This is a genomic window from Biomaibacter acetigenes (assembly GCF_003691585.1).
Taxonomy (GTDB): Bacteria; Bacillota; Thermosediminibacteria; order Thermosediminibacterales; family Tepidanaerobacteraceae; genus Biomaibacter; species Biomaibacter acetigenes.
In genome coordinates, this window is sequence record NZ_CP033169.1 from 2492227 (window position 1) to 2509318 (window position 17092).

Below are 17092 nucleotides of genomic sequence, written 5' to 3' on the forward strand. Positions count from 1 at the left end.
TAATCAGGTCATTTTAGACAGCTTTGTCGCAGGATCCGGCCAGGCGGATCTTGGATTTTACCACATCTTTCACCGCATCTTGCGCCGGTTTGAAGTATTTTCTCGGGTCCACCTCCTTCGGATTATCTTTGAAATAGTCTAATAAAGCCCCGGCGAAAGCAATCTTAATATCCGTCGCGATATTTATTTTACAGATTCCCAGCGTTATGGCTTTTTTCACCATGTCGTCAGGAACGCCGGAGCAGCCGTGGAGAACCAGCGGAACCGCCACAAGATTTTTTATCTTCTCCAGCCTTTCAAAGTCGAGCTTCGGCTCCCCTTTATACATGCCGTGGGCGGTGCCTATGGCGACGGCCAGGGAATCCACGCCGGTCCTTTCCACGTATTCCGCGGCCTTTTCCGGTTCCGTCATGGCAGCTTCATATTCGCTCACTGAAAGTTCTTCCTCCACCCCGCCTACCCTGCCCAGCTCGGCCTCTACCTGTACGCCCCTGGGCCGGGCATAATCGATCACTTTCCTGACCATTTCCACATTCTGCTCAAAGGGAAGCTTTGAGCCATCCACCATTATCGATGTGAAGCCGCCGTCTATGCATTTGAAGGCAAGTTCCACATCATCCCCGTGGTCAAGGTGCAACGCTATGGGGATATCCGCCTCCAGCGCCGCGGTTTTTGCCATGGCGTGCAGGAAATTTACACCCGCATGCCTGCAGGTGCCGGGGGTTGCCTGTAGAATCACCGGGGCCCGCTCTTCCCGGGCGGTTTCAACCACGGCTTTAAGGGTCTCCAGATTATGTATGTTAAAGGCGGCTATGGCGTAATGACCCCGCTGTGCCGCTGTTAACATAATTTTTGAAGATACTAACGGCATTTAACCTTCCTCCTACTTATATTACTCCCAAACCTTCCATGGCCAGGGCGGCGGCGCCCACCATGCCCGACTCGTCTTTCAGCTCGGCGGGCACTATCCTGACCTTTTCACCTGCATTTCTCATGGTCCTCCGCCTGACGGTCTTCCTCAGTGGTTCGAACAGCTTGTCGCCCGCCAGGGAAACTCCGCCTCCGATTATGACCATCTCGGGATTTATGATATCGATATAGTTTGCTATACCTATGCCCAGAATTTCTGCAGTCTCCTCCATCACAGTCATGGCCAGCCTATCACCCATATCGCAGGCTTTCGACACCACTTCCGCTGTTATTTTCGATATATCATTTCCCACCATGCTTGTCATAATGGTGAAGTGCCCCTTCTGGATGTAATCCCGGGCTCTTCTGGCTATGCCTGGGGCCGATGCGTAAACCTCCAGGCAGCCGCGGTTTCCGCAGTTGCAGTACAGGCCGTCGCTGAATATGGTGGTGTGGCCTATTTCACCGGCGCTGTAAGTTTTGCCCCGGTAAAGTTTGCCGTTTATGATTATTCCTGAACCTACGCCGGTCCCCAGGGTTATCAGAATCAGGTTGTCGACGCCTCGGCCCGCCCCAAAGTATTTTTCCCCAAGAGTGGCTACCCTCACATCGTTGTCCATGAATAAGGGCATTTTCGGAAACTCCTTTTCGAATTTTTCCATGACAGGTATGTTTTCCCAGCCCAGGTTTCCGGCAAAGATTGATAAGCCCTTTTCAATATCCACAAGGCCGGGAATCCCCAGCCCGATACCCGCTACATTTTCCATGCCCACATCCCTTGCCACCCGTTTTATGGCTTCTATCATGTTAAAAATGACATGTTCGGGGCCGTATGCCGCCTCGGTGGGCCTTTTGTCTTTTTCGATAATTTCACCCTTTTCATTCACCAGGGCCGTGGCTATATTTGTACCGCCCAGGTCGGAACCGATAAAATGCATACTCACAGCACCTCCGCCATTACCATGTCTGCGGCGCCTTTCAAAGTGGCTTCATCGCCCATGGCGGAAAAACTGATTCTTACATCCTGAAAGCAGCTTTCCAGTGCACGACACTTCACTGTCTCCATCATAGTTTCCTCAATAAAAGACTTTGCCCGGGTGATTCCTCCACCTATGACTATCAGTTCGGGATTGAAGGTGTTTATGGCGTTCGCAACGGCTATACCCAGATACCTGGCAATCTGCCGAAGAATCCGGCTCGCCAGTATATCCCCGTTTGCTGCCGCTTCATAGACGATCTCCGGCGTGACATCCTCCAGATTGCCGCCCACCAGGTCAAACACCATGGAGTCCCTTCCTTCCTTTATTGATTTGACCATGGTCTTCACCAGAGCGTTCTCCGACGCCATGGCTTCCAGGCAGCCGTAGTTGCCGCATCCGCACTGGGGCCCTCCCACATCTATGGTGGTGTGGCCTATCTCACCGGCGCTATCGCCGACGCCCCGGTACAGCCTGCCGTCCAGGATTATGCCCGAACCGATGCCGTATCCCACCTTCAAAAACACCATGTTGTTTACATCCCGGGCGGCGCCATAGTAAAATTCTCCCAGCGTCATGGCTCTAACATCGTTTTCCACAAAAGTTGGGATGTGGAATTTATCCTCCACTATAAATTTTATAGGCACATTTTTCCATCCTATGTTGGGCGCAAAAATGGATATGCCTTCCCGGGCTTTGACGGGGCCGTGGACCACCACTCCTATGCCCGGCAGCTGCGCTTTAGCCTCATTTTGATACCTCGCAATATATTCATGCATCATATCGATGATCTGCTCTTTATTTAAATTTTTAATTTTTCCGGTATCCTGTTTAATTACATTTATATCGCCATCGGTAAGATAGGCTGAAAGTTTGTTGGAACTTATGTGAATCACTATGACGTTCAACGATTCCGGGTTCATCTTAAGGAGCACCGGCCGCCGCCCGCCGCTGGACTCGCCCATCATGTATTCCATGATAAGATTTGATTCCATGAGCTTGTTGGTGATGTTTGTCACTGTGGGCTGGGTCAAACCGGTGAGTCTTGCGATATCGACCCTTGATATGGGCCCCCTCTGCCTGATAATGTTGAGCACCAGCGACTCATTCATTCCTTTTAATAACTTGTAGCTTACAGGCATAATGTTTTGCAAGTTTATCACACTTTCTTTATGATTTTAATTATGTTTGGTATATATATTCTATAAAAATCTACAAATTCCTTCTTTCATAAAAAACTTTTTTAAGAAATTTTTTTAAGTAATTCAATATATATTTGTCATAAACTGTCAAATCGTAATAATGACTTTCGTTAGTATAATTAAAAAAACCGCTATAAAGCGGTTTAAAGCTCATTAGCTGTATATAAAGTTTAATTTGATTAATACGCCCTCACCCCTATCCATCTCTGCTCTTCTATATCTAATTCTAGTCGTGAAGTATGGACTACATAAAATTCTCTTTCTCTATATTCTTTATGTAACTGTAAATATTTTAATAGCGCCTTATTTCCATCATCAAATCTATCAACAACTGTTAATTGTTCTATAATTCTTCTATTTAATTTTGTTTTTGCTTTTATTGCTTCTATTATAACCCATTGTTCAGGATAAGCCTGTCTAACCTCTTCCCATCGCATATGATTTCACCTCAACTTTATTGTTTTCTTTCACTGGATTTTTATTGTTATTACTATATCTATTAGCCAAAAAATCTTTTTGTGCTGTATGTAGATTTTGACCGTCATATTCTGGGCACTTTGTCAATTTAACAAAAATGCGATGGGAGTTAAAATATTGTTAAAATAATGTTAACAAAATCCGGTTATTAAAAAATGTCGGATTTGTATTACATTTTTGGGAAAGGAGAAATGATATGGCCAGCGTCGTATTAAAAAATGTGTGCAAGATTTACCCCGGCGGCGTGAAAGCAGTTGACAATTTCAACCTGGATATAGCCGACAAGGAATTCGTTGTGCTGGTGGGACCCTCCGGCTGCGGTAAATCCACCACCCTCCGCATGGTGGCAGGCCTTGAGGAGATTTCTTCCGGAGAGCTTTACATCGGAGAGAAGTTGGTAAACGATGTGCCGCCTAAAGACCGGGACATCGCCATGGTTTTTCAGAATTATGCCCTTTATCCCCACATGAACGTGTATGATAATATGGCTTTTGGATTAAAGCTCAGAAAAGTTCCGAGAGCAGAGATAGACAGAAGGGTTAAGGAAGCTGCCAGAATACTGGGCATCGAAGAATTGCTCACCAGAAAACCAAAAGCGCTGTCAGGTGGCCAGAGGCAGCGTGTGGCTTTAGGCAGGGCTATCGTGCGGGAACCCAAGGTGTTCCTGATGGATGAGCCTCTTTCAAACCTTGATGCCAAACTCCGGGTGCAGATGAGGACGGAGCTTGCAAAGCTGCATGACAGGCTTCAAACTACATTTATTTACGTAACTCACGACCAGACCGAAGCCATGACCATGGGCAACAGGATAGTGGTAATGAAAGACGGCATCATCCAGCAGGTAGATAAACCCCAGCATATTTATGACTATCCGGCCAACATTTTTGTGGCAGGCTTTATAGGCAGCCCTCAGATGAATTTTATGGAAGGCGTTCTTACCGCCGAAGGCGACAATTTATTCATCAACTTCGACCATATAAAACTCTCCATACCTGACGGCGTAAAGAAGAAAATAGATACTGCCTTCATAGGTAGGGAAGTAGTCATGGGTATCCGGCCCGAAGACATCCACGACGAGCCCGCCTTCCTGGATTACTTCCCGGAGTATTGCTTTGATGTAAAAGTGGATGTGGTGGAGCTCATGGGGTCCGAGACATATTTATACCTCACCTTTGGAGAGCACAGCCTGACCGCCAGGGTAGACCCCAGGAGCAGTGCAAGGCCGGGTGATATGATAAAGATAGGCTTTGATATGAATAAACTGCACCTCTTTGACAAAACCAGCACAAAAAGGATTCTAAGTTAACCATAGAATCAAAAAATAACCGGCAGCCTGCACTTTTGAGATATGCAGGTTTTACTCCTCCCTAATACAAAAACCCGCCTCAGATAAGTGTCCGAGGCGGGTTTTATTTATTTCCCTGAAATTTTAACAGTTCTTCTATATAATCAAAATGTTTATCAATAGAATACATAGATAGATGATATTTGATTGCTACAGCAGCAATGATTGTGTCCGTAAAAGGAATGGTCAAACCTTTTTTTCTCAATCTAAATGAAAAAAGACCGATGTCAATCCAATCGGATTTCCTGATATCGATATATGGTAGGGCTTTAATGTTTGTAATCAGTTCCTCGGCTTTTGTCTTATCCTTTACGCCTTGAATGAGTTCGGATATGACCGGCCCTACTATGACAGCTCTATCTTCATCAATAAGAAGGTCTACAATATTGGTAATCTCACTATTGCCTCGAAAATATTCTATCCATATTGATGTATCTATTAAGACCTTACCTGTTAAATTCTTCATTATCTAAACTCCTTATTTTTTCTATATCTTCCGGTCCGATTTCAAATTCTATTTTGCCTTTAAGACTCTTCAAGCGGGCAATTTTTTTATATTTAATGGCATCTTTTAATGCTTCCTCAATGGCCTTTGACCTGTTTTTTATAGGATAAATACTCTCTACTTCTTTAATAACATCATCGGAAATATTTAATGTGGTCCTCATCTGCATCACTCCTTTCATATAAATAATACATCACTTTGTGATGTTTTTCAAGCAAAAAACTTTCTATTTAACTAAAATTATTGTATTATTATATTGGTGATATTTCATGCAAAAAACCCTTTTGGATATCCTTTCACCAATAAAACCCTCACTTCATACACCTTTTGCGTTGACGGACAGGCAGGGGCGCAGGGTTTTTGGCGACGAATTGAAGCAAAAGAGCCGAAAAGCAGCCGTCAGGCTGTGCGGTACGGAATATTTTCTGACAGCCGAGATGCCCCCGGCCCAGTTGAAGGATTTCTGCCTTTTACTGGAGGAATTTGTTAACAGCATATTTGAAGAAAAGTTGAGAGCTTACATTCTTGGAAAAAACGTAGAAATTGAGGACTTTCCCTTTCCCTGCGGTTTGATAGTCATAAAAAATGAAACTATTCCTGAACTCAAGTCACTGGTCCACAAGTTATTTGAAGATGGAATTGCTATTATAATTGAAGATATGCTTTTGCTGATTATTCCGACGGGTAATATCGATGAACTCAAGGAGGCCTCCCGGGCTCTCTATGAGACATTGAGCGAGGAATTTCCCACAAGAATTTTAATCAGCATCGGCGGCATCGCCTGTTCCCAGGAGGGATTAACAAAAGCCCTGGAAGAGGCGCGAAAGGCATTAATATTTGCATGGCCTTTCAGGACCGGAGTTGTGTTTTATCCAGAAATGGAGCTGGAAAAGCTGTTTTCTTTTCTGCCAGAACAAAACATGCGGGAGTTCGTCGACGAAATTGGCAACAAGCTTAAAAAACTTGATGAAGATGCCCTCACAACCATTCGAGCGGTCCTGGACTGCAACCTTAATATAGCAGAAGCCGCCCGGAAGCTTTATATCCACCGAAATACTTTAATGTATAGATTAGACAAAATCCATGAGCAGACAGGTCTTGACATCAGAGACTTTCAGGATGCGGTAAAGATGGAAATATATCTACTATTAAATAGAATTGTCGATACTCATCATCTGTAACTTCTTTTTCATTTAAGGGAATCATGAAGCCTCTCGAACCCCAGTCCCACAAAAAACCAGAATATGCCGTAGTCCAAACGCATAACTCCATTCATGGCAAAGGCTCTACTGCCATAATCCCAGGGGCATACTCCCGTCAAGAGCCTGATAGCCATTCCGGTTAGATACTCCGCCATAAGGATTATGCCCGCCCATGTAACTCCCCTGACCCACCATGGCACATGCCTTATCATGTCATGGATGGGTTCGAGAAATACAGCCATCCCATATATGGGAAACATCCACAGATATGTCCATCCCATGAGCCGGGGGTCTCCTCTCAAAAGAGATCCTAACCCTGTGAAAGTAACTTCCATCATCCACCCGGCAATGCCATATATGATAAATCGATAAAGTCTTTGTTTCATACAATTATTTTTCCATGGGTTTCACCGGTTAATGTATATCTTCCATTTAAAAACAAGCCTATTTTTTAAAGTACCCTTTTTAAAGTATTTTTCAATATGGAAAATGTCCAGAAAACCACATCCATTTTCAGTAAGATACACATTATAAAATATATCAGACCTCCTGAAAGGATAGCCGTACCCAGGTCCAGAGCCTGCCCGGCGATGCCGGCGGGTGTAAAAATCGCGCTCATGTATCCATAGGTAAAATGGACTGCGGCTGCCATGACGGCCGAAGCGATCCCCGACTTTATCAGGCTTTCTGCAATCTTTTTTCCGCCCAGGGGGCCTATCCTTGCCCTCAGGCTGTAAAAAAGCATCACCGTGCCGGCAATGGCGGAAATACTTGTGGAAAGAGCCAGGCCGCCCATACCCATGAACCTTACCAGGATAAGGTTCAGGATGATGTTTATCACCATGGCAATGGCACCGTTTATCATAGGAGTCCTGGTATCCTGTAGGGAGTAAAAACCCCTACTCAGGACATCTCTGAGGCCAAAGGCCACCATACCTATGGAATAATATAGAAGAGCTGTAGCGGTCATGAATGTTGCCCTTTCATCAAAGGCTCCCCTTTCAAACAGAAATCTAACGATGGGCACCCGCAGCACCATGGCTCCCACCGTCATGGGCATGATGACGGCGATAACAAAACCCACCGCCCTGCCCAGGGCTTTTTTGAATGCCTCCATATCCTTTTCGGCAGAAAGCTTCGAAAGAGTGGGGTACACTACAGTGGCTACCGACAGCGTAAAAATTCCAAAGGCAAAACCGTTCAAGCGGCTGGCAAAATTCAGCGCCGCTATGCTTCCTTCCACAAGGCCCGACGCCAGCATCCTGTCGACCAGGGTGTTTACCTGGCTTACTCCGGTCCCCAGCACCACGGGGATGACGAGAATCCCCATGCGGCGCAGATTCTCATCCAAAAAGTTTGGCTTTCCCCCCATGCGAAAGCCCAGTTTTAAAGCCCGGGGCATCTGTATAAGCACCTGGGTGGCGGCGGCCAGTACTGAAGCCATTACAAGGCCCCATATGCCGAAAAAGGGACTGAGCAGGAGGGCTCCGATAATTATGACATTATAAGGGATCCCTATAAGGGCCGGAATAGTGAACTGTTGATGAGATTGCAAAAAGCCCGTTAGGATGTTTGAAAGGCCGACAAAAATACATATGATCATGGTTATTCTGGTAAAGCTTGCCGCCATGTCAAGGGTTTCACCGGTAAAGCCCATGGCCACCAGCTTTACTAGAGGTTTTGCCATCACTATTCCCGAAAGGCTTATGACAATAGATATCACCAGGACCACATTGAAAAGATTCCGGGTAAAATCCGCTGCTTTCCCTTTACCCTTTTTTACATCCACCTCCGAATATACCGGAATGAATGTAGTGGCCAGAGCCCCCGCTACAGTAGCGAAGAGCACTGCCGGCACCGTTAAAGATACAAGATAAGCATCTGTCACATGGGTGGCCCCAAATTTTACCCCTATCAAAAGCTCCCGAAGAAAGCCCAGGATCTTGCTTGTAAGTGTTGCCACCATAATTGTTGCGGCCGCTAGGGCCGCCTTGTTCTCACCATGCGTTTGCGCCGGTTTTTCTATAATATTATTAACCTCAAGGTTGCTTGAAAAACTCCTTCCATTTTCTCTATCATTTCTGTTTTTTTTATGTAACAATTAGATTTCCCCTTATAAAAATTAATTACGCATTCCGAAAGCCGGGTATAGTTTAATTTTATATGGTTTTTTAATAAATTACAACATTTTTTCGGCAACTATGGTATAATTAAAGCAGCATCAAGTTGAGAATATTTTTTCTAATCGGAGGTGCAAGTTTGAATAAGGAACTTGCTCAAATTCTAACATCTTTGGATGAATGGGCCCATCGAAATTCCGGTTATGCCGGTATAAAAAAAATACGGGCACAGCTCGAAAGAGCCAGGGAAAGATACGATCGTCTGGATCTTTCGAATATAACGGTCGCTGAACCCAAAAAGATTCACGACAATCTAATTGATAAGGGAAATAAGCTCATAAAGCAAATAAAATCCGGGAAACCTGAACATTCCGGACAGATTTTATCTTATCTTACTTACCTGAATGCCGCCTATTATGATTTGAGCGGACAGCTTTCCGCTCTTTCCGTGGTGCTCCGCTTATTTGCCGCATCCTCGGCCCTATTCCTGGTCCTTTCTCCCCAGTTTCTGGGTTCGGCCCTGGCACTGGTGTTTCTGGTCCCCATCTTCTTGGGGATAAATGCCGTCAAAAATCGCAGGGCTCTAGGATATAGAATGGGTATGATGCTGTTTCCCATTGCCTTGGCGGTTTCCGTCCTGTGGCTCAGGTTCGGTTACAACGCTATGGTAAATTACCCCACAGTGCTTACACAGACAGCCGAAGTGCTCAACAAACCGCCGGAAGTGGCAAGATTTTTCGTCATAGTTCCTCCTGTTTTAGCTCTTATCCTGCTTGTCACCTCATCCACCATGGTGTACTACCTGCAAAAGATAAAAGACATGTTGGTATAACAGAGGCCGGAAGTGGGAGGTCAGAGGTCAGATTAAGTAGAATTTGCGAATTGCAAATTCACTATATTTTGAGGCCGGATTAGGTGAATCCGCCATGAAAAAACTGCGGTAATAATGCCGCAGTTTTTTATCGCGGGAATAATTTTCTGATGTAAGATGTCTACAAAAAGACACCTATTATTTTGACTGGTATTTCAACACCTGGCTCAGTGAATATCCTGCTCCACCAATAATGATCACCCAAACTACCAGCATGAAAAACAATGCTCCACCCGACATGTATCTCGCCTCCTTACGCCTTTGCGCTCTGGCCGGCTTGAGCTTTGCCGTATTTTCTCTTTATGGTCACATAAGCTTCGGTAAAGCCCAGTATCAGTATGAACAATAACAGCACCCTTGCGCCCTGTACCCAGGGTACCAGTATAGGAGTCTTTTCCACAAAGCTGGGAATTATTTTAAAATATCCGGCTTTAATATAGTCCTTTGTAGAGAATATGAGCAGTATGGCGGCAGCCAGAGGAGTCACCCATTTTATCATCACATTGAAGAAAGCTTCGGATATTTTCCAGTAACTTCCTCTGTTCATTTCCTCCAGAGATCTCTTGCTGCCGAACAGCCAGCCCACAACGATGACCTCCAATAATCCCATGATCACCAGCAGATAGCTGCCAACCCAGTTATCAAGCTCCGTTAAGAAGGCAAGGTCCGCCGTCTTTGTCAGCGCAGGCTCCAGACCTACGGGCAGGCCCACCAGGATATAGAGCAGGAATACCAATATAGCTCCGGTCTTTCTGGGGACGTTGAGGTCTTCTTCCAGAAGCGCAATCAGGTAGTTATACATGGCTATGGCCGAAGTAAATCCCGCAAAAAACAGCACCAGGAACCAGAAGGCTCCGAAAATACCGCCTCCAGGCATCATGCGGAAAACATTGGGCAGTGCTATGAAGGAAAGCCCTACGCCGCTCTTTATGCCATCCATCCCTAAGAAGGTATAGGCGATGGGAATGGCTATGCTGCCGCCCAGGATGACTTCCGCAAACTCATTTAGAAACACCGTAGTGGTGGCGGAAAGTACTATGTCATCATCGGGTTTCAAATAAGACGCGTAGTTCTGAATGATGCCCATACCCAGGGATAGAGTGAAGAATATCTGGCCCGCCGCAGCCAGGGCCGAAGTCCATTTTAAATCACTCCACCGGGGACTCCACAGGTAGTCAAGACCTTTCAACGGAGACCAATCGGGGTTCACCGGAGAACCAAGGGTCAAAGCCCTTATGATAAGTATGAAACCAAGCACATAAAGCAGAGGCATCATGAATCTTGCCCAGGCTTCGATGCCTTTTTGCACACCGCGGGAAAGTGCATAACAGAGGAGTGCCAGCGCGATGATCCAGAACATGAAGGAAAGTCCCGGAGTCTGGATATAATGGACGAATACGTCCGCCGAAGATTTTGCCTTGTCCATATAACCGCCGGTAAGGGATAGATAGGTATAGCCGAGAGTCCATCCAATAATGTGGTTGTAATAAGCATTGACCAGCTTTGATTTTATTTTATTAAGTTTTTAGAAAGACCACATATATTTTAATATATAACCAAAATTTATTTAATATACGAATTATGTAATTTATTCTGAAAATACTTAATAGCAAAAACCATGCCGACCCAAAAAATTTATACCTGGGAATCGCATGTATAATTTTTTTCTCATTTATGATGAAATATTTTGCATACATATGCATCATTTTGCATTTATGATTTCAATTTGTCGTATAATGAACGCCGGGTTATTCCAAGCTTTTGTGCTATGTGCGTCTTGTGCTTTTCCCGTTTTAAATAATAATTCAAGACCTGTTTTTCTAATTCCCGTTTTAATTGCTCCAGGGTCTTTCCGGCTATTTCCAGTGTTATTTTCCCGCTGCCCGGGTCTTTTGCCTCAGCTTTTGCCTCGTATACCGGAAAGTTTAGATGTAAAGGTGTAAGATGTTTTTCATTGAATCTCATATTTATCATGGCTCGGCTGATGACATTTTCCAGCTCTCTGACATTGCCCGGCCAGTCATAAGCCATCAATATTTCCATAGCTTTATCGGAAATGTCCTGGACCCCCCGGCCGTATTTCTGATTGTAACGTTTAAGTATATATTCGGCCAGCACCGGGATGTCTTCTTTCCGCTCCCTCAGCGGCGGTATCCGTATTGTAACTACATTTATCCTGTAAAAAAGGTCCGGCCGGAAGTTACCGTTCTTCACTTCCTGTTCCAGATCCTTATTTGTGGCCGCAATCAACCTCACATCTACTTTTATGGGTATGGTGCCTCCTACTTTTATAATCTCCTGTTCCTGGACCGCCCTTAGCAACTTGGCTTGAACCGGTAGAGTGAGCTCGCTTATCTCATCTAAAAAAAGGGTCCCGCCGTCGGCCTGCTGGAAAAGCCCCTGTCTCCCGCTTTTTAAAGAGCCGGTGAAAGCGCCGCCCTCATAACCGAAAAGTTCGCTTTCCACCAGGTCTTTTGAGATGGCGGCACAATTGACCCGTACCAGCGGGTTTTCGGCCCTGCGGCTCAGATTGTGGATGGCATGAGCGAAAAGTTCCTTGCCGGTGCCGCTTTCGCCCACCAAAAGCACCGAAGCGGAAAATGTTGATGCTGCCATGGCCTCTTCTTTTGCCTTCAGTATTTTTTCGCTTTTGCCTATAATGTCATCCACGGTATATTTGGATTGAAGGTTCCTGAGCATCCTGGATTTATGTTCCAGTTCCCTGCCCAGACGCTTGATTTCCGAAATATCGTGCATTACTCCCACGCTGCCCACCAGTTTACCCCCGATAAATATGGGTTTTGCGCTGCAAATCATTTCCCTGCGGTCAGGGCCTACCCGGCGCAGTACATTTTCTATGGCTACCCTTTCCCGCAGGGATTTAATCAGAATGCTCTCCTTTTCGGCAATGTCTATGGTGGCCGGCTTGCCGAGGACATCGCCGGCACTTAGGCCGCTGATGGCTTCATAGGCCTGGTTTACCAGGATGCACCGGCCTTCTTCATCCACCACCATGACCGCATCGGGTATCATTTCGATGATATTTTTGAGAAGGGTCACCAGATACTCGGCATTGCCGTTGGGCTCAAGTTTCATGGCAGCCTCCGGGAATGAAACTTCGATCTTTCCTTTAATCATAACAGATTTATATGAACTTTTCTATATGATAGTTTGTAACCCTTTCGAAAACTTTCCATATTAACCTTCACATACTTTTCCGGGACAGTTTCTTCGATGGCTTCCATAAAATACCTTTCCTCAAGATTTAGTACTTTTGCCAGCACTCCCACCAGCACCATGTTCTGGGTGCGGACATTCCCACATTTTTGCGCTATATCCGCAGCATCTACCGGCACCATGGATTTGACCTGCCGGACAAGCTTTTGCATAAGGTCCTGCGGATAAGTCTCTTGCCCCATCAAAGTGGTGACCGGAGGAATCTCGGCATCATTTACTATGAGGGTGCCTTCCTCCGAAAGATAATGCAAAAACCTTGCCGCCTCCAGTTTTTCAAAGGCCAGCAGCACGTGGGCCGTGCCGGTTTCCATGAGAGGCGAGTAAACCTTATCCCCGAACCTTATCTGGGTAGTTACACTGCCTCCCAGCTGGGCCATGCCGTGGACTTCGGTCATCTTCACTATGATCACATCACCGTTTCTTATATATATGGCAGGACATCCCAGGCGCAGGCAAGCTTTGCATTTTGTGCATTTTACCGGGTTTATCACATAACACCCCGTAGGGCCTTTTCCTTTTAATAGTGCGCAGGCCCGCCGGGCGATGATGACCGAAGGTTTATCTTTCTCCTGGCCTTTTTAACGGCTTCCTCCACCTGTTTTAAGTCATAGGAATCCACCGTTAAAACATACTCTACACCTAGCCCTTTGCAGAGCGCATCCAGGGAAACCGGCGGCCCTTTCTTACTATCTCGAGATTTAATTCCCCAATCCGTGTTTCATCGAAGCCATGACCCTGGCTCCGGCCAGGGAAGCTCCTACGGCGGCCTCCAGAGCCACCTTTTCGTTGGGTGCCCACTCGGCATATATTTCCTGATACTTTGAGATGTTTTCCAGTATTTCCGTGGAGGGAGTCCCGGGATAGGCCGCCGCAAAGGTGATGCCGTACTCGTAGGCACCCCTGGCGATGGCTTCATCCCCGGTTAAAAAGACCTTTTTTGTTTTTTGCCTCAACATTCTTCTTCACCCCTTTTTATTAAACATGCCAGTGCGATGGAAGCCAGCTTGGAATATGCGGAATCCGCCCGGGAGGAAAGCACCACGGGAACCCTGGCTCCCACCACTACTCCCGCCATGTGGCCTCCGGCAAGAAAAGAGATGGATTTTGCCAGAGTATTGGCTGTCAGTATCTCCGGGGCCAGGATGATGTCCGCCTTCCCCGCCACCGGACTTTGTATTTTCTTATGGACTGCGGCCTGAGGAACCAGGGCATTGTCCAGGGCCAGAGGCCCATCCACCACTGCGCCGGTTATCTGCCCCCGCTGGGCCATCTTGCTCAAGATGGCCGCATCCAGGGTAGCCTGCATCTTTGTAGAAATGTTTTCTACCACCGCCAGCACCGCTGCTTTGGGCTCTTCATAACCCAGGGCCCTTACGGCATCAACAGCGTTTTGCAGTATGGCCGCCTTCTCCTCCAGGGTGGGCGCTATATTTATGCCCCCGTCGGTGATAAAAATGACCCTTTCCAGAGACGGCACCTCCATGGCGGCTAAGTGGCTTAAAAGCATCCCTTTCCTCAGGCCGAAATCCGGAGCCAATACCGCCTTGAGGAAAGCGGAGGTCTCCACCATACCCTTCATGAAAACATCGGCCTTTTTTTCATATACCAGTTTTACCGCCACCATGGGGGCTTCCGGCCCGGGGCAGTCCAGGATCTCGACATCTTCCAGGGAAAATCCTATTTTTTCGGCTTCCTGCAATATTTTATTTTTTTCCCCCACCAGAATAGGCACCGCCAGATACTGTTGTGCGGCATCCCTGACCGCCTCCAGCACCAGGGTATCGGCGGCCTGGGCAACACAAAGGCGCATCGGGGGGTATGCTTTAAGCTTTTCTATGACTTCACCGAGACTTCTGAACATATACCTTCCCTCCCGGTGTAATTCATAATATTTTCACGGCCGGTCAGCACCCTCAATGCCGCCTCCGCCAGGGCCTTCATTTCCTCTTCGCCCGGCACGATTTCAAGCTTTGCTATGAATCCCACCCTTTCCTCTATTTTCCGGCAAATAAGCTCAGAGTAAGCAATGCCTCCGGTGAGGATTATGCGGTCTACACGGCCTTTGAGCACCGATGCCATTTCCCCTATGACTTTTGATATCTGATATACCATGGCTTCCAGCACCAGGGCGGCCTCCTCATCCCCGGATTCCGCCCGCATGATGGCTTCCCGAACATCCTTGGTTCCCAGGTATGAATATACGCCCCCCTCCTGAATGAGCTTACGCTTGAGCTCTTGCCTGGAATACCTGCCGCTGTAGCAAAGATCCACCAGGTCCAGGATGGGTAAGCCACCGCATCTTTCCGGAGAAAAAGGGCCCATGCAATTGGCGCTTTCCACATCTATCAAAAGCCCTTTCTCCATGGCGGCTATAGATATGCCCCCACCCAGATGTGCCACTATAAAATTAAGTTCCTCCAGAGGCCTTTTCAATTCCTCTGCCACCCGGAAGGCTACCCTCCGCATATTGAGGGCATGAGACAGGCTCTTCCTCTCTATCCCCTTAAAACCCGAGACTCTGGCTACGGGCTTCATCTCATCCACCGATACCGGATCCACTATGAACGCAGGAATGTCTGCTATACCTGCAATTTTTACGGCCATGAAGGCCGCCACATTGGATGGATGTTCTCCCCCTGCGGCATTTCGAAGGTCCTCCAGCATGGCGTGGTTTATATCATAAGTTCCGGCCTTTACAGGATGCAATATCCCCCCCCGGGCCACCACCACATCGAAATCTCTAATATCATATCCGTTATCCTTTAAGCACCTTTCAACGGCTTCACATCTTAAGTCCTTCTGCTGTAAGACACTTTCAAATTTTTTTAGTTCTTCATAGTCATGCAGGATATTCTGGCTGAACACTTCCATTTCATCATAAAATACGGAAATCTTTGTGGATGTGGAGCCGGGATTTATGGCAAGGATCTTGAATTTTTTCATCCGTTCGCCTCCTCGTTTTAAGTTACAGTCACTTTTTAATATAATTTACCTTTATCCTGCCTATGGTGTTTATTCGCTCTTCGGCCAGCATATCGGCCACTTTATAAGTAGGAATATTCTTTTCCTTGCTTACCGCAAAGATCTTCAGAAGTATATTGTAAATAGCCTCGGTCTTTTTCATCACCCTGGCCTTACTTGTTCCATGCATTTCCAGCTCGTCGGCCACCTGAATGAGGCCTCCGGCATTAACCACAAAATCCGGCGCATACAGAATTCCCCTTTCATGGAGCAAATCCCCGTGACGTTCTTCTAAAAGCTGGTTGTTGGCGGATCCTGCAATGATCTTGCATTTTAGCATGGGGATAGTCTCGTCGTTCAGGACACCTCCCAGAGCGCACGGAGAAAAAATGCCGCATTCTACTCCAAATATCTCGTCACATCCTACTACTTTGATATCGGGATATTTCGCCTGCACCTTTTTTACATTTTCCTCACATATGTCGCATATAGTAAGTTCTGCCCCATCCTTCACGAGGTCGTCCACCAGCAGCGCTCCCACTTTGCCCACACCCTGAATAGCCACGCTCAGCCCTTTGAGGGACTCATCCCCGTAAACCGTCTTTGCCGCGGCCTTCATCCCCAGGTACACCCCATAAGCCGTAGGCACCGCCGAATTGCCGCTGCCCCCGTATTCCTCCGGAAGCCCCACCAGGTAGCCGGTCTCCCGGGCCGCATACACAAAGTCGTCACCATAGGTACCCACATCGGTGCCGGTATAGTACCGCCCGTTGAGGGACTGTACATACCTCCCCAGTGCACGGAAAAGCCCTTCATTCTTGTCCTTTTTTGGGTCTCCGATGATGACGGTCTTTCCGCCTCCAAAATTGGCGTCGGAAACGGCACACTTATAGGTCATGCCCCGGGCCAGGCGTAGCGCATCGATCAAAGCATGCTCCTCATCCTCATAGGGCCACATCCTGCAGCCCCCCAGAGCGGGCCCCAGAGTGGTATCGTGGATGGCAATGATGGCCTTGAGCCCTGTGGTCTTGTCATAATTGAATATCACTTGCTCAAAGCCGCCATTTTCCATTTCCCTGAAAATATCGATATTTTTCATGGAAAAACCCCTCCCAGTTTATTGATTCCGTATGACAGCCAAACAACATCAAATATATAAAAGTATATAAAAGCAAAAGCGGTACCAGTTGGCCAAAGCCAAACCGGCACCGCTATAAACGCAAAGTGTGTATTTTATTTTACACGTAAGTGTGAATATATTTTCCCGTCCATGAAAAGATTTGCAG

Annotated in this window: 16 protein-coding genes and 2 pseudogenes; 3 read left to right on the forward strand and 15 right to left on the reverse strand. The window is 46.8% G+C overall.

Features of this window, described 5'->3' with window-relative positions; translation table 11 throughout:
• Nucleotides 1–13: 13 nt before the first annotated feature.
• The 4 genes from fba to D2962_RS12700 all read right to left on the reverse strand — a co-directional run bounded on the left by fba (nt 14) and on the right by D2962_RS12700 (nt 3525).
• Nucleotides 14–871 (reverse strand): class II fructose-1,6-bisphosphate aldolase, encoded by an 858-nt coding sequence (gene fba, locus D2962_RS12685; protein WP_122015178.1) that lies wholly within the window; start codon nt 869–871, stop codon nt 14–16.
• 16 nt (nt 872–887) lie between these two features.
• Nucleotides 888–1847 (reverse strand): ROK family protein, encoded by a 960-nt coding sequence (locus tag D2962_RS12690; RefSeq protein WP_122015179.1) that lies wholly within the window; start codon nt 1845–1847, stop codon nt 888–890.
• A gap of 2 nt (nt 1848–1849) precedes the next feature.
• On the reverse strand, nt 1850–3040 hold the full coding sequence (locus tag D2962_RS12695; RefSeq protein WP_122015180.1) for an ROK family transcriptional regulator: 1191 nt from the start codon (nt 3038–3040) through the stop codon (nt 1850–1852).
• Between the two features lie 227 nt (nt 3041–3267).
• A complete protein-coding gene (locus tag D2962_RS12700) occupies nt 3268–3525 on the reverse strand; it encodes a hypothetical protein (protein ID WP_122015181.1) in 258 nt (85 codons plus the stop codon).
• Nucleotides 3526–3761: 236 nt separating this feature from the next.
• Between D2962_RS12700 and D2962_RS12705 the strand changes: the two genes are divergently transcribed.
• The gene (locus D2962_RS12705; protein WP_122015182.1) at nt 3762–4871 is read left to right on the forward strand and encodes an ABC transporter ATP-binding protein; all 1110 of its coding nucleotides are present in this window, start codon (nt 3762–3764) and stop codon (nt 4869–4871) included.
• Nucleotides 4872–4974: 103 nt separating this feature from the next.
• Here D2962_RS12705 and vapC read toward each other — a convergent pair whose 3' ends face one another.
• The gene (gene vapC, locus D2962_RS12710) at nt 4975–5376 is read right to left on the reverse strand and encodes a type II toxin-antitoxin system VapC family toxin (protein WP_120768050.1); all 402 of its coding nucleotides are present in this window, start codon (nt 5374–5376) and stop codon (nt 4975–4977) included.
• Nucleotides 5357–5578 (reverse strand): type II toxin-antitoxin system VapB family antitoxin, encoded by a 222-nt coding sequence (locus D2962_RS12715; protein WP_120768048.1) that lies wholly within the window; start codon nt 5576–5578, stop codon nt 5357–5359. Before D2962_RS12715 ends, vapC begins: the two co-directional genes overlap by 20 nt.
• A 106-nt stretch (nt 5579–5684) precedes the next feature.
• Between D2962_RS12715 and D2962_RS12720 the strand changes: the two genes are divergently transcribed.
• Nucleotides 5685–6596 (forward strand): PucR family transcriptional regulator, encoded by a 912-nt coding sequence (locus D2962_RS12720; RefSeq protein WP_122015183.1) that lies wholly within the window; start codon nt 5685–5687, stop codon nt 6594–6596.
• A gap of 8 nt (nt 6597–6604) precedes the next feature.
• On the opposite strand, the gene D2962_RS12725 is transcribed toward D2962_RS12720, so the two are convergent.
• A complete protein-coding gene (locus D2962_RS12725) occupies nt 6605–7003 on the reverse strand; it encodes a putative ABC transporter permease (protein ID WP_122015184.1) in 399 nt (132 codons plus the stop codon).
• Between the two features lie 65 nt (nt 7004–7068).
• Nucleotides 7069–8718, reverse strand: coding sequence for a murein biosynthesis integral membrane protein MurJ (gene murJ, locus D2962_RS12730; protein WP_122015185.1), 1650 nt, complete (start codon nt 8716–8718; stop codon nt 7069–7071).
• Nucleotides 8719–8876: 158 nt separating this feature from the next.
• On the opposite strand from murJ, the gene D2962_RS12735 reads away from it, so the two are divergent.
• Nucleotides 8877–9569 (forward strand): hypothetical protein, encoded by a 693-nt coding sequence (locus D2962_RS12735; RefSeq protein ID WP_122015186.1) that lies wholly within the window; start codon nt 8877–8879, stop codon nt 9567–9569.
• A 292-nt stretch (nt 9570–9861) separates the two neighbouring features.
• Here D2962_RS12735 and D2962_RS12740 read toward each other — a convergent pair.
• The 7 genes and pseudogenes from D2962_RS12740 to D2962_RS12775 all read right to left on the reverse strand — a co-directional run.
• A pseudogene (locus tag D2962_RS12740) lies at nt 9862–11109 on the reverse strand (sodium-dependent transporter); the annotation flags it as partial.
• A 212-nt stretch (nt 11110–11321) separates the two neighbouring features.
• On the reverse strand, nt 11322–12704 hold the full coding sequence (locus D2962_RS12745; RefSeq protein WP_122015188.1) for a sigma-54 interaction domain-containing protein: 1383 nt from the start codon (nt 12702–12704) through the stop codon (nt 11322–11324).
• Between the two features lie 38 nt (nt 12705–12742).
• Nucleotides 12743–13336: an indolepyruvate oxidoreductase subunit beta gene (locus tag D2962_RS12750; RefSeq protein WP_122015189.1), complete on the reverse strand. Its 594-nt coding sequence runs from the start codon at nt 13334–13336 to the stop codon at nt 12743–12745.
• A gap of 222 nt (nt 13337–13558) precedes the next feature.
• Nucleotides 13559–13801 (reverse strand): annotated as a pseudogene (locus tag D2962_RS12760) (indolepyruvate ferredoxin oxidoreductase subunit alpha); the annotation flags it as partial.
• On the reverse strand, nt 13795–14706 hold the full coding sequence (locus tag D2962_RS12765; protein ID WP_122015191.1) for a bifunctional enoyl-CoA hydratase/phosphate acetyltransferase: 912 nt from the start codon (nt 14704–14706) through the stop codon (nt 13795–13797). The pseudogene D2962_RS12760 and the gene D2962_RS12765, both read right to left, overlap by 7 nt.
• The gene (gene buk, locus D2962_RS12770) at nt 14679–15788 is read right to left on the reverse strand and encodes a butyrate kinase (RefSeq protein WP_122015192.1); all 1110 of its coding nucleotides are present in this window, start codon (nt 15786–15788) and stop codon (nt 14679–14681) included. Before buk ends, D2962_RS12765 begins: the two co-directional genes overlap by 28 nt.
• 28 nt (nt 15789–15816) lie before the next feature.
• On the reverse strand, nt 15817–16905 hold the full coding sequence (locus D2962_RS12775; RefSeq protein WP_222927534.1) for a Glu/Leu/Phe/Val dehydrogenase dimerization domain-containing protein: 1089 nt from the start codon (nt 16903–16905) through the stop codon (nt 15817–15819).
• Between the last annotated feature and the right edge of the window lie 187 nt (nt 16906–17092).

Coding starts and splice junctions, on each gene's coding strand:
- D2962_RS12705 (WP_122015182.1), top strand. CDS start 3,762: ATGGCCAGCGTCGTATTAAAAAATGTGTGCAAGATTTACCCCGGCGGC.
- D2962_RS12720 (WP_122015183.1), top strand. CDS start 5,685: ATGCAAAAAACCCTTTTGGATATCCTTTCACCAATAAAACCCTCACTT.
- vapC (WP_120768050.1), bottom strand. CDS start 5,376: ATGAAGAATTTAACAGGTAAGGTCTTAATAGATACATCAATATGGATA.
- buk (WP_122015192.1), bottom strand. CDS start 15,788: ATGAAAAAATTCAAGATCCTTGCCATAAATCCCGGCTCCACATCCACA.
- D2962_RS12715 (WP_120768048.1), bottom strand. CDS start 5,578: ATGAGGACCACATTAAATATTTCCGATGATGTTATTAAAGAAGTAGAG.
- D2962_RS12725 (WP_122015184.1), bottom strand. CDS start 7,003: ATGAAACAAAGACTTTATCGATTTATCATATATGGCATTGCCGGGTGG.
- fba (WP_122015178.1), bottom strand. CDS start 871: ATGCCGTTAGTATCTTCAAAAATTATGTTAACAGCGGCACAGCGGGGT.
- D2962_RS12765 (WP_122015191.1), bottom strand. CDS start 14,706: ATGTTCAGAAGTCTCGGTGAAGTCATAGAAAAGCTTAAAGCATACCCC.
- D2962_RS12775 (WP_222927534.1), bottom strand. CDS start 16,905: ATGAAAAATATCGATATTTTCAGGGAAATGGAAAATGGCGGCTTTGAG.
- D2962_RS12745 (WP_122015188.1), bottom strand. CDS start 12,704: ATGAAACTTGAGCCCAACGGCAATGCCGAGTATCTGGTGACCCTTCTC.
- D2962_RS12690 (WP_122015179.1), bottom strand. CDS start 1,847: ATGCATTTTATCGGTTCCGACCTGGGCGGTACAAATATAGCCACGGCC.
- D2962_RS12700 (WP_122015181.1), bottom strand. CDS start 3,525: ATGCGATGGGAAGAGGTTAGACAGGCTTATCCTGAACAATGGGTTATA.